Origin of the sequence: Chryseobacterium sp. IHB B 17019, assembly GCF_001456155.1 — a bacterium.
Classification (GTDB): domain Bacteria; phylum Bacteroidota; class Bacteroidia; order Flavobacteriales; family Weeksellaceae; genus Chryseobacterium.
The window spans coordinates 1,609,268-1,621,620 of record NZ_CP013293.1 but is presented as its reverse complement, the minus strand read 5'-3'; the positions used below and the strand labels follow the sequence as shown (position 1 = coordinate 1,621,620).

12 protein-coding genes are annotated in these 12,353 nt (G+C 35.8%); 3 read left to right on the top strand and 9 right to left on the bottom strand.

Annotated features, from left to right (window positions below; translation table 11 throughout):
* Nucleotides 1-30: 30 nt before the first annotated feature.
* Nucleotides 31-855, bottom strand: coding sequence for an oxidoreductase (locus tag ATE47_RS07405; protein ID WP_062161362.1), 825 nt, complete (start codon nt 853-855; stop codon nt 31-33).
* A gap of 210 nt (nt 856-1,065) precedes the next feature.
* Nucleotides 1,066-2,055: an aldo/keto reductase gene (locus ATE47_RS07400; RefSeq protein ID WP_062161361.1), complete on the bottom strand. Its 990-nt coding sequence runs from the start codon at nt 2,053-2,055 to the stop codon at nt 1,066-1,068.
* Nucleotides 2,056-2,273: 218 nt separating this feature from the next.
* Between ATE47_RS07400 and ATE47_RS07395 the strand changes: the two genes are divergently transcribed.
* A complete protein-coding gene (locus ATE47_RS07395) occupies nt 2,274-3,539 on the top strand; it encodes an NAD(P)/FAD-dependent oxidoreductase (protein ID WP_062161360.1) in 1,266 nt (421 codons plus the stop codon).
* A 91-nt stretch (nt 3,540-3,630) separates the two neighbouring features.
* On the opposite strand, the gene ATE47_RS07390 is transcribed toward ATE47_RS07395, so the two are convergent.
* Nucleotides 3,631-4,551, bottom strand: a complete 921-nt coding sequence (locus ATE47_RS07390; RefSeq protein WP_062161359.1) for a DUF3078 domain-containing protein — start codon at nt 4,549-4,551, stop codon at nt 3,631-3,633.
* 223 nt (nt 4,552-4,774) lie between these two features.
* On the opposite strand from ATE47_RS07390, the gene ATE47_RS07385 reads away from it, so the two are divergent.
* Nucleotides 4,775-5,089: a hypothetical protein gene (locus ATE47_RS07385; RefSeq protein ID WP_062161358.1), complete on the top strand. Its 315-nt coding sequence runs from the start codon at nt 4,775-4,777 to the stop codon at nt 5,087-5,089.
* A gap of 140 nt (nt 5,090-5,229) precedes the next feature.
* Here ATE47_RS07385 and ATE47_RS07380 read toward each other — a convergent pair whose 3' ends face one another.
* The 6 genes from ATE47_RS07380 to ATE47_RS07355 all read right to left on the bottom strand — a co-directional run bounded on the left by ATE47_RS07380 (nt 5,230) and on the right by ATE47_RS07355 (nt 10,774).
* Nucleotides 5,230-5,937 (bottom strand): DUF421 domain-containing protein, encoded by a 708-nt coding sequence (locus ATE47_RS07380; RefSeq protein ID WP_082632527.1) that lies wholly within the window; start codon nt 5,935-5,937, stop codon nt 5,230-5,232.
* 95 nt (nt 5,938-6,032) lie between these two features.
* Nucleotides 6,033-7,304 carry an adenosylmethionine--8-amino-7-oxononanoate transaminase gene (gene bioA, locus ATE47_RS07375; RefSeq protein WP_062161357.1) on the bottom strand — a complete coding sequence of 424 codons (1,272 nt, stop codon included), beginning with the start codon at nt 7,302-7,304 and terminating at the stop codon, nt 6,033-6,035.
* Nucleotides 7,305-7,359: 55 nt separating this feature from the next.
* Nucleotides 7,360-8,358: a biotin synthase BioB gene (gene bioB / locus ATE47_RS07370; protein ID WP_062161356.1), complete on the bottom strand. Its 999-nt coding sequence runs from the start codon at nt 8,356-8,358 to the stop codon at nt 7,360-7,362.
* Nucleotides 8,358-9,005, bottom strand: a complete 648-nt coding sequence (gene bioD, locus ATE47_RS07365; protein WP_062161355.1) for a dethiobiotin synthase — start codon at nt 9,003-9,005, stop codon at nt 8,358-8,360. The genes bioB and bioD overlap by 1 nt, the downstream gene beginning before the upstream one ends.
* A gap of 43 nt (nt 9,006-9,048) precedes the next feature.
* Nucleotides 9,049-10,158, bottom strand: a complete 1,110-nt coding sequence (locus ATE47_RS07360) for an aminotransferase class I/II-fold pyridoxal phosphate-dependent enzyme (protein ID WP_062161354.1) — start codon at nt 10,156-10,158, stop codon at nt 9,049-9,051.
* Nucleotides 10,151-10,774 carry a hypothetical protein gene (locus ATE47_RS07355; protein ID WP_062161353.1) on the bottom strand — a complete coding sequence of 208 codons (624 nt, stop codon included), beginning with the start codon at nt 10,772-10,774 and terminating at the stop codon, nt 10,151-10,153. The genes ATE47_RS07360 and ATE47_RS07355 overlap by 8 nt, the downstream gene beginning before the upstream one ends.
* A 65-nt stretch (nt 10,775-10,839) precedes the next feature.
* On the opposite strand from ATE47_RS07355, the gene ATE47_RS07350 reads away from it, so the two are divergent.
* Nucleotides 10,840-12,324 (top strand): aminotransferase-like domain-containing protein, encoded by a 1,485-nt coding sequence (locus ATE47_RS07350; protein ID WP_062161352.1) that lies wholly within the window; start codon nt 10,840-10,842, stop codon nt 12,322-12,324.
* The last annotated feature ends 29 nt before the right edge of the window (nt 12,325-12,353 follow it).

Genomic DNA, 12,353 nt, shown 5'->3' with positions numbered 1-12,353 from the left:
AAATATTATGATTAAAATCTATACTAAATATTAATGACCATGAGCAGCGATACTCACCTCTTTCCATTCTTCGATATCTTTTAAACGGTTGGTATAAACTTCGTTCATAAATTGATAAGCAACCTTTCCCAGTAATAGTCTTAACGGAGGATTTTCACTATCTGCAATTTTTAAAATAGGCTCCACAGTTGCTTCCGGATCTCCCCAGATATCTCCGTTATTTCCTGTTTCTGCAAAGCCTTCCCGAACCGGATTGTAGTCTGTAATATCCGAGGTCGTCTGAACTGCGGAGCTTCCCGACCATTCTGTAGAATAACCGTTCGGTTCTATCAAAGTGAATTTTATTCCTAAATGTGCGACTTCTGATGCAATAGTTTCACTTAAGCCTTCCACCGCAAATTTTGAAGCATTGTATAAACCAAGCATCGGCAATGTTGTTAAACCTAAAAAGCTGGAAACCTGAATGATATGTCCGTTTTTTTGAGCTCTCATGATGGGAAGTACTGCTTGGGTTACCCACAACAACCCGAAAAAGTTGGTCTCCATCTGAGCCCTCGCCTGTTCTTCTGTAGTTTCTTCCACAGTTCCAAAAAGCCCATAACCGGCATTGTTGATCAGGATATCAATGCCTCCGAAGTGATTCTTAATTTTTTCTACTGCTTTTTTTACCTCTTCTTTTTGGGTTACATCCAATGCAACGGGCAGGATATTGTCACCGTATTTTTCCACAAGATCATCCAATGCAGCAATATTTCTCGCAGATGCGGCGACTTTATCCCCTCTTTTTAAAAATGCTTCTGCCCATAATTTACCAAAACCTCTTGAGGCTCCTGTAATAAAAACTGTTTTTGCCATTATTTTAATTTTTTAAATTTTATTAAGGCAAAGTTATTTCGGAAAGCAGTTGAAACTTTAATCCATTTTAGCGGAATACTAGCACAGAATTACGTTAAAGATTTTATTTTAAAGAATAAAGAGTAAAGAGTAAAGAGTAAAGAGATTTAAATTAAGGTAAATAAAAAACCTCCCGGAATTGAGAGGTTTAGTTTATTTAGTATAATTTTTTTAATTGGGGATTTGTGCTTTTTCATAGATCAAGCCTTCTGATTTTAATTCATTCCAGAAATCTGTAGGAATTTTTTCATTTAAAGCTTTTACATTATCTTCCACTTGTTCCGGCCTGCTTGCACCGGGAATGATTGACACAAATTCATCTGCAGCCAAAACAAACTGAAGTGCGGCATGAACAGCGGTTGTATTGTATCTTTTAGCAATTTCATTGATCTTATCACGTTTTTCGGTCATTCCTTTTGGGATAACTTTTACATAATTATAGCGATCTCTTCCTGCAATAAATCCTGAATTATATCCTGCTCCGGAAACTAATTTCACCCCTGCTTTTTTTACCGCAGGAAGCAGCCTGTCAACCGCATCTTCATGGTCTAGAATAGAATATTGTGTCGCCGAAAGACAAATGTCCGGATCAGCAGAATCAAGACAGTCCAGTATAGGCTCAATCTTGTTGACACCCATTCCCCAGGCTTTGATTACTTTCTGGTCCCTCAATTCTGATAAAACCTTGAAAGCCCCTTCCCTGGCCTGTTTCAGGAAATATGGATAACGATCGCCCACCTGATCTTCAGACAAATCGTGAATATAAACAATGTCAATATGATTTAGGCGGGTTCTTTCCAGACTGTCTTCTATAGACCTTTTTATGGCATCGGCGGTGTAATTGTGTTCAAAATCAAAATTTAAAGGAGCCTGCCACATTGTTGGCGGAACTTCAGATTCCGGAACTTCTACAAACAGCCTTCCGACTTTTGTTGAGAGCACAAATTCGTCCCTGTTCTGGCCATGAAGAAAATTCCCGAATCTTCTTTCACTTTTCGTCAGCCCATACCATGGCGATGTGTCGTAATATCTTATTCCCAAATCCCATGCTTTCTGTAGAACTTCATAAGATTCTCCGTCAGTAAGGGCTTCAAAAGCGGTTCCGATGGCTACTCCACCCAACCCTAATCTGTGCTTTTCCGTTAAAATGTCTGCTTTCATATTTATAATATTTAAGATTTTGGTTTTGTATGAAGTACAAACATCGTGCAGAGCTTCGAATGGAAATTTTAATTTACATCTGATATTATATTCGTTAAATCTTAAATTTTAAGAATTAATATTAATTTAAACCTTATTTTAAAGCAAATTTAATATCATAACAATGTCCTTTGGCTTTATTATTGAAGAGATTTACTACCACTTCAATACTATTCAATATGAAAAAACATATCGTCATCGTAGGCGGAGGTTTTGCGGGAATCAACCTTGTAAAATCTCTTGTAAACGACAATAGATTTCGGATTACTCTGGTTGATAAGAACAATTATCACTTTTTTCCACCGCTTATTTATCAGGTTGCCACTTCATTTATTGAAGCTTCAAATATCAGCTATCCTTTCCGGAAATTATTTTCAAATTATAAAAATGTGAATTTTCATATGGGAAGTCTTGTCCAAGTACATCCTGAAAGCAATTTCATTGAAACTGATACTGGAGATATTCATTATGATTATCTGGCTCTGGCGATGGGAACGGAAACCAATTTCTTCGGAATGGAAAACGTTAAACGATGTGCAATACCGATGAAAAGTATTGATGAAGCACTTTATCTAAAAAATTATATGCTGTTGACCCTTGAAGAAGCGGCAAGAAATAAGGAAACAAAAGAAGCGCAGAAATTACAGAATATTGTCATTGCCGGAGGTGGTCCCACTGGTGTGGAACTGGCCGGAATGATTGCGGAAATGGGGAAATATATTGCAGAAAAAGAATATCCTGAAATAAAATTAAGATTCTCAAATTTATACCTTATCGATGCGTTGCCATCACTGCTTTCCCCGATGAGTAAAGTGGCTCAGCAGGCCGCCTACGAACAATTAAAAAAGCTTGGAGTAAAGATTATCCTCAATGTAGCTGTAAAAGATTATGTTGATAATAAAGTGATTTTGGCTGACGGAAAGGTTATAGAAACGGAAACGCTGATCTGGACTTCCGGAGTGATTGGCCGTGAAGTGCCCGGGATTCCTGAAGAAAGTGTGGGAAAAGGCAGAAGATTATTGGTAGATGCTTATAATAAAGTGCAGGGAATGAAAAATATTTATGCTTTGGGCGATATTGCTTTACAACTTACAGAAGAGGAATATCCTAAAGGTCATCCACAGCTGGCGCAGGTTGCGATTCAGCAAGCTAAAAATTTCGGGAAAAACCTGAAGCGTATTGAAGATGGAAAAGTTCTTAATCCTTTTAAATATAACAATAAAGGAAGCATGGCCATTATTTCGAAATTCAATGCTGTTGTGGATCTTCCTAAGTTTTCATTTAAAGGTTTTCTGGCATGGCTGACGTGGCTGTTCATCCATATTATTCCGCTGGTGGGTTTCAGAAATAAGGTTCGCCTTGCTCTGGATTGGCTGCGGTTATTTATTACGAATAATCCTTCGATCAGACTAATTCTTCAGCCGAAAAGGGATACAAGTAAATAGTATTAATTGTAAAAGTAAATAAAACATTATTCTTATTAAATAAAAGACCAACTTCAGTGCTGGTCTTTTTTTTATAAGTTAAATTTTTACATTATTTCAGCCAGGATTGGTTGCTTTTATTTTCAGAACGTTTTTTACCGTTTTCAATATTATAGGCAAAACCTACTCCCAAAGTTTGTTTTAGCTGGGTTCTTCTGATCTGGTTGTGATCATAAAGCAGGTCTAATGTAATATTGGTAGAAATAAATTTATTAATTTTCATATTTAAAATCCCACTATAAGAAAGCACAAGCCTTTCCGGATGATCAAGATAATTTGAAAAAACAGAACCAGTATTGGTAAGTGTAATATTTTCCATGATTTTCAGTTTATACATAGCAGTTCCCAAAAAACCGAACTGGAAAAGTGAAGAATCTCCGTCATTTTTCAAGCCATAAATTCCCGCACGTTGAAGGTCGTCATCCAGAACGAAAGTCCATCTTGCGTTGGCCGGACGTAAAGTCACAGTGAGATTATCATTCGGTCTGTATGTAACACCAGCCCCGATATTTACGTAGCCGGGAGCCATAAAATTGGATATTTTTGCCGCCTCCGGATTGTTTCCGTCTTCGTAACCCGCTGCAAACTGCGTTTGTAAGCTTGCGCCTCCGGAAATGTACCAGTGTTTCGCAAATTCTCTTCCATAGTTCGTGGAAAGATTGATGACGTCCTGCGTTTTTCTTGTCCCTACGCCTTTTGTATTATTTTGGCCATACCCAAGGATGATGATGTTTTCCCAAAGATCTTTTCCTTTCTCATAAGTAAGGTTGTAATTGACTCCGGCAAGCCAGCCCACATTATTGGCGCCACCGCCTACCCAGTTTGAAAACGCAGCCTGATTGAGCATTAACGTGTTTTGTCCCTGAATGCTCCATGCTTTTGTAGAATCAATGGCAGGTGCATCAGTTTTTGCCTCTTGCGAAAATGCGGAAAATCCCAACAAAAGAGACAATGGCAATAAAATTTTTTTCATAGTTGTAATTGTTTGAAGTAAAATTAAAGAATATATTTTTTGCTGAATAATATTAAATAAACTTAAACTAACTCTAAAAATATACTTTTAATTGATAAAAATATGATTTTAGATCAACTTTTACATTAAGAATTGAATAATGAACTGCAAGAAATTGTGTGGAAAAGATAAATAATAAACCCCTCTTTGTGTGAGGGGAATAAAACTTTTTAAAACTTGAAATATGGATTATTGTGTTTGTTCAAATCTAGTAAGCTTTGCATATAATACTTATGATTATAATCATAACTTGAAATATAGATACAAACAGTTGAAAATCAGTAATAATATCAATTATATAAAAAGAATATGGTTTGAAATTTGCTGTAATTTATATATGAAAGTAAAGAATATATTATCACCCTTTTTAGGAAAAAGATCGGGGAAGCAAGAACTTTCAAAAGAAGTTGAGAATGCGGCTAAATATCTGGCAGTAGGAGTTTTAGCTTTACTGGCTTTAGGCGTTTTTACTACTTCCCAAAGAATTAACGCAGGATAATTCGTAATCTGAATAGATTTTATAAATATTTATTATGTACTATGTTTTACATAACTACATTTTTACTATATTTGCGAATCGAAATAATTTTTTTTCATCATTTGTGTTTTTTTAGGCTCCTCTTTTGGAGCCTTTTTATTTTAAGTGATACGTTTTTTATTGCTGGCTGGGATCCATTCATCTTTTTTACATTTTATACAATTTATTGTACTACCTGCTTGTTTTTCTTCTGTATAACCGCAAAATGTACATGAATAATAGCCTGGCTGTATAATATTTTTCAACGGATGCTCCAATGAATCCGGCATAATGGGAAGACCATATTTCACTTTTTCATCTTCAAAATAAAAAACACTGATTTCTCCTGAAATTTCTTCAATAGCTTTTTCGATCTGGCCCAATTGTGATATACCTTTTAATCTTAATTCTGCAAAAAATTCATCGCTTCCAAGGTTTTCCTTCTTAAAATTTTCAATGGAAAACTCTCCGTTTTCAATCAGACAAATTGACTTTCCTTCCACTAATTTTTCAAAAGTTTTGCTTCTTCCTATGAAATAAGTAACAAGGGTGTACAGAAAAATAATCACCATAAAGACGATAATCGATGAAACAATTCCCACATCTTTATTAAACATAGGATCTCCAGCCGCGGAACCAAGACCGATAATAACAACCAATTCGAAAAGGGACAACTGCTTCACTCCCCTTTTACCCAGCACCCGAAGTCCAATGATAATGGTGAGAAACATGATAACGGTCCGTAAAATGATTTCGAGAAGAAATGACCATTCTTCGTGGCCCATCAGAAGTTCTTTCCAGTCAAGTTTTAATAGAAAAGCCGATAACATAGAATATTATTTACTTTCCGAGATCCAAAAAGCAAGCCAACGCTTGAAATGAAAAAGTTAGTAAATCAATTGAATACGAACTTTTTTTAGGATAATTAAATTTTAAACTTATCTAAAACATCCAGTATATTTCTATAAATAAAATCCAGCTCTTCCGAAGTTATGCAATAAGGCGGAACCAGATACATGACATTTCCTAAAGGACGCATAACGATTCCCCTGCTTAAAAACTCTTCATACAAAGCTTTTCCAATATCATTAAAATAGGAAGTTCCATCATCCGTTTTATAGTCCCATGCTAAAATTGTCCCGATATGGCGGACATTTTCAACCTGAGAATGCTGATTTAAAATTTCAGAAAATTTTAAATGTTTATCACTGATTAAATTAATATTTTCCAAGGTTTCCTTTTTTAACAAAAGCTCCATACTCGCCAAAGCAGCAGTACAAGCCAAAGGATTTGCAGTAAATGAATGCCCGTGAAATAGAGTCTTATACTTATCTTCAGACAAAAAAGCATTGAAAATCTCCTGAGAACAAGTTGTAATTCCCATCGGCATTGTTCCGCCGGTCAGACCTTTTGAAAAACACATAATATCCGGTTTTTCCGATAAAAAATCAGCTGCAAATAGTTTTCCTGTTCTTCCAAAGCCTGTAAAAACTTCATCCTGAACAAGTAAAATATTTTGTGTTTTGCAAAATTTCATTAATTCTGATAAGTCTTCCGGTTTGTGCATCAACATTCCTGCCGCACCTTGAATTAAAGGTTCATAGATGAAGCAGGCAATATCTTCTTTATAACTTTTAATCTGGCTTTTTAAATTTTCAAGATTTCCGACATTTGGAATATCAATAAAAATGACTTCGAAAAGCATTTCTCCGAAGGGCTTCGTCCAGATGCTTCTTCCGCTCACAGACATCGCGCCAAAAGTATCACCGTGATAAGCATTTTTAAAAGCTAAAATTTTTGTTTTTTCTTTCCCCTGATTGTAAGCATGCTGAATGCACATTTTCAAAGCAACTTCCACTGCCGTAGAACCATTATCCGAATAAAAAACTTTTTCTTGATTTTCGGGTAAAAGGTTTAATAAATTCTCTGAAAGTTGTATTGCAGGTTCATGTGTAAACCCTGCAAAAATAACCTGTTCTAAAGTATTCAGCTGCTCCGAAACCCGCTGTGCGATGTAAGGATGGGCATGACCGTGAAGTGTCACCCACCACGAAGAAACAGCGTCAATGTATTTTTTTCCTTCATCATCAAAAAGATACACACCTTTTCCTTTCACAATAGGAATGGCGTCCGCGGCGGTTTTCATCTGGGTATAGGGATGCCAGTTGACGGCCTTGTCGCGTTGCTTTAAATTCATTTTTAGAAATTAGAGGTTAGAAATTAGAAGTTAGTTTGCTGACAAAAATTATAGCTTATAACTCACAATTTGTGACTTTTTCCATTTCTCTTTTCATTGGTTTTAATCCTAATGTTTGCAACATCTGCATGTCTTCTGAAACGCCCGGATTTGGCGTTACCAACAGCGTTTCTCTTTCCCCCGTAAAAATGGAATTTGCCCCTGCCATGAAGCACCAACCCTGCTCAAATTCAGTCATTTCAATTCTTCCTGCGCTCAGGCGAACCATTGACGAAGGCATTACTATTCTTGCCGTGGCAATCATTCTTACCATTTCCCACGTGTCAACTTTTTCGTTGTTTTCAAGCGGTGTTCCTTCTACTCTTGCCAATGCGTTGATAGGCACGGACTCAGGATGTTTTGGCATGGTTGCCAATGTTAAAAGCATGGAAATTCTGTCTCTGTGAGTTTCTCCAAGACCGATAATTCCGCCTGAACAAACCGTAATTCCTGCTTTTCTTACGTTATTGATGGTATTAATTCTGTTGTCAAAAGTCCTTGTCGAAATAATTTCTTCATAATATTGTTCCGATGTATCAAGGTTGTGATTGTAAGCGTATAAACCAGCTTCCTGAAGACGCATTGCCTGTTCTTCCGTCAGCATTCCGAGTGTGCAGCAAACCTCCATTCCCAGTTCATTCACACCTTTTACCATGTCGATTACTCTGTCAAAGTCGCGATTGTTGCGTACTTCACGCCATGCTGCAGCCATACAGAAACGCGATGATCCGCCTTCTTTGGCCTTTTTTGCATGCTCAATTACCTGTTCTGTAGGAAGCAAAGCCTGAACTTTGATGTTGGTATGATAGCGGGCAGCCTGTCCGCAATATGAACAGTCTTCCGGGCAGCCACCGGTCTTTATGGATAATAAAGTTGACATCTGGATTTCTTCCGGATTGTGCCATTCTCGGTGGATTGTAGCTGCTTTATAAATTAATTCAAGAAGCGGAAGATTGTAGATTTCTTCGATTTCTTCTTTTGTCCAATTGTTTCTGAGCTGATTTTTTTTATCCATTATTTTATTTTTTTTAATTCGTTTGTAATACGTTTTATATTTTCCCTGGTGATATTTTCAAGGTCGGGAATTCTAAGAATCTTTGTTTCCGGTGGAATATTTTCACAAATAATCCTTTCGGTGTCGGGCGGAAAATTTCCGTTAAGAATTAAGTATTCCAGTTTTATTTTTCTTTGATATAAAGCTAAAGCTGACAGTAAGGTATGATTAATGCAACCCAAATAATTTCTTACCACCAAAGCTGTAGGAATAGATAACTTTTCAATAAGATCAATAATAAAATCATTGTCATTAAGCGGAACCATCAGGCCTCCTGCGCCTTCTACGATTAAATTGTTTCTGGTTTCAGGAAGATTAAATTCATTTAAATCAATTAAAACTCCTTCTTCCAAAGCTGATTGATGCGGTGAAGCTGCAAGTTGCAACCGGTATCTTTCCGGATGGCAAATGACATTATCTCCAATCCAGTTTTTAATTTTCATGCTATCGGAAAAATGTAAATCCCCGGACTGAACGGGTTTCCAATAATCAGCCTTAAAATATTCAGTTAAGATTGCCGAACAAACAGTTTTTCCAACTTCAGTCCCGATTCCGGTTACGAAGAGGATCTTCTGTTCACAGCTTTGCGTTTCTAGTTCTGTTTTCATTTTAAATATTCATTCACTACTAATGGGATTTTTAGAATTATCTTTAGATCAGTTCCTTAATAATTTTAGCAATATTTACAATTTCCTTTTTTGTATTGAAACTATGAAGGCAAATCCTTAATCTTTCAGTTCCTTCTTTTATGGTCGGACTAAAAACTGCGTAAATTAAAAATCCTTCATTCAATAAAGTTTCCTTTATTATTCTCAAACGGTCATTATCTGGAATTAAAATCGCCTGAACCGGACTGTTTTCAGAAGAAGGGCTTATTAATTCTTGTTGACGAAAAATTTTAATATTTTCCTGAAGTTTGATGGATAATTGCTTGTTGTCATTTAAAAACTGATATCCCGTTTTTATACTCATCCATAGAAAATCATGCGCTGAAGTTGTATAGATAAAAGGAGAGGCAAAATTGATTAAGTAAGATTTTACAATATTATTTGTTAGAATTGCTGCTCCGTGAGTTCCGAGGGCTTTTCCATAAGTGACAACTGTTGCTAAAACCTTGTCTTTCAACTGAAATTTATCAACCAAACCATACCCAAAAACCCCAAAAGCATGTGCTTCATCTACAATTAAGTTAGCGTTATATTTTTCTACGATTTCAGCAATTTGCTTAATAGGAGCAATGTCTCCATCCATCGAATACAGGCTTTCAATCGCGACGTAACAATTTCCTTTTTGTTTTTTTAAAATATCTTCTAAATGTTGTGGATCGTTATGCTTAAACTTTAATTTTTTTGCATGAGACATTTTGCACGCATCATGAACCGAGCGGTGAATTTGCTCATCCACAACAATCGTGTCATGACGGGTAGGAAGCGTTGAAAATAGAGCCAGATTAGCATTATATCCGGACGGAAAAAGCAAAGCGGCTTCATACTGATGCTCTTTTGCAATAAAATTTTCTGTTTCAACAGCCTCTGTACTATTTCCACTTATCAGCCTTGAACCGGTACTTCCGGACAGCAATTGTGGGTTTTCCAAAACATTTTTAAGCAATAAATTCTGCAAGTTTTTATTTCTCGCTAATCCTAAATAATCATTAGAAAAAAAATCTATTCCTTCCGATTTTTGGTTTAAAATCCTCAAGGTTCCATTTTCTTTTCTTTTTTTTAAGGCGTCCTCAAAAATGTGAAAATTGTTAAGCATATCTAAGTTTTGAAACTTGTTCCGAAATGGCATTAATCCATTGTTCGTGAAGCTCTTTTTCAATATTTAGAATTATTTCAGCATGAGATTCCCAGTTTTTTGAGAATTCATTAAGCTGGTTGATCATCTCTTCCAAATGCCCTTCTTCCTCAAGAATAATTGATTTTACCATGATTTTTGAAGAAGTTTTGGTGAGAATTTCCTGATAAACAGGATATAATTCATCAGCCCGAACCTCAATTGCATAAGTAACAAAAAGATAAGCCGCATATTTCAGTTCTTCCTTTGTGAGTTGAAATGCTTTTTGAAGATATTTACATGCTTTGATGTCTAAAGAGTGAAGATATTGTCTTGTTGCCACCGGAGCCAAAAGTTCATTATTTTCATAATTTTTGCAAATTGACGGATTAATTTTCAGGATTTGCTTTTTTAAGTAATACGCATGACGGTGTTCTTCTGCAGCATGTTTCAGTTGAATTAAATCGACTTTTGTAGGGTGCTCACAGGCAGAAATTTTCCTCGCTCCGGCATTTTCCATAAAGGAAAGTGTATTCAGCCATTTGGCATGAGTCTCTCCATTCTGCACGATTTTTTCTAAAAGATTGTTGAATTCCATTCTTTTTTGTTTTGAGTCAAAAGTAGTATATTGCCGGATGGTTCAATGGTGCCAGTTTTTATATCATGAATAGTCCGGTTGAAATTCCGTATCAAAGTTTTATCAAAATAGACAGAAATTCTAATGTTGCAATATATATGCAGATTACGAATCAGCTGATTAATGCTATTCAGAGAGGGTTTTTACCTGTCGGTACAAAGCTTCCCGGAACCAGATTATTAAGCAAATTTTTAGAAGTTCACAGAAATACAATTGTTGCTGTTTATGACGAGCTTTTTGCCCAGGGCTGGGTTGAAAGTTTACCGAATAAAGGAACTTTTATCATCGGGAAAAACGAAGAAAAACCTGTTGATTTTAATGATATAAATCAAATAAACCTTAAAAATTATCCAAAAACAACCGGATTTTTATTTAAAACTTCTAATATTCTTGATAATCCGTTTGAACATTCCAGTTGCCAGTTTGTATTCAACGATGGTATTCCGGATATCCGATTAACTCAGATTGATCAGCATTCAAGAATTTACAGTTCAATTCTAAAAAGGAAAGCTCATAAAATAGGTCATTACAATCAGGATGGGAGTGAATTTTTTAAAAAGAATCTTTCGCAATATTTAAATTTATCAAGAGGACTTCCTATTTCAATTGATAATCTTCTTATCACCAGAAGTACTGAAATGAGTATTTATATTGTCTCCGAAATTCTGCTTTCTAAGGACGACACGGTCTTGATAGGAACTTTGAGTTATTTTTCTGTCAATATGATTTTCCAGAAAGCGGGTGTGAAAATTATTACGATTCCGATTGATAACGAAGGAATCAATGTAGATGAAGTAAGGGAAATATGTAAAAGGCAGAAAATCAGAATGCTGTATCTTACACCGCACCACCATTATCCGACAACAGTTACTTTAAGCGCACAACGAAGATTGGAGCTTTTAAATCTTGCTAATGAATTCGGATTTATTATTTTGGAAGATGATTACGATTATGATTTTCACTATGAAAAAAGTCCGATCCTTCCTCTTGCAAGTGCGGATACTAACGGTATGGTAATTTATATCGGGTCTTTCGGGAAATCTCTTGCGCCCGGATTTCGTACCGGATTTATTGTTGCGCCGGAAAATCTGATGATCGAAATGCGAAAGTATCTTGGGATCATTGACCGGCAGGGAGATATTTTAATGGAGCATGTTTTAGGCGAAATGATTGCGGAAGGAGAAATTAACCGATATTTAAAAAAATCAGTAAAAATTTACCAGGAAAGACGGGATTATTTTATTCAGCTGATTCAGGAAAATTTAGGAAATTTTTTAACTTTTGAAAAACCCTCCGGAGGACTTGCTATCTGGACTGAATGGCAGATTCCGATTAATCTGATGCAGCTTTCCAGAAACTGTGCGCAAAACCATCTTTTCATCCCTAAAACCTTACTCTATCAAAACAAAGAACTCACAGCAATGCGTCTAGGATTTGGAGATTTAAACTTCGATGAAATGGAGAAATCTGTCGAAATATTTTCAAAAACTGTAAAGACAATGGTTGAATAACTTAAATCATATTTTTATTTAATAATAAT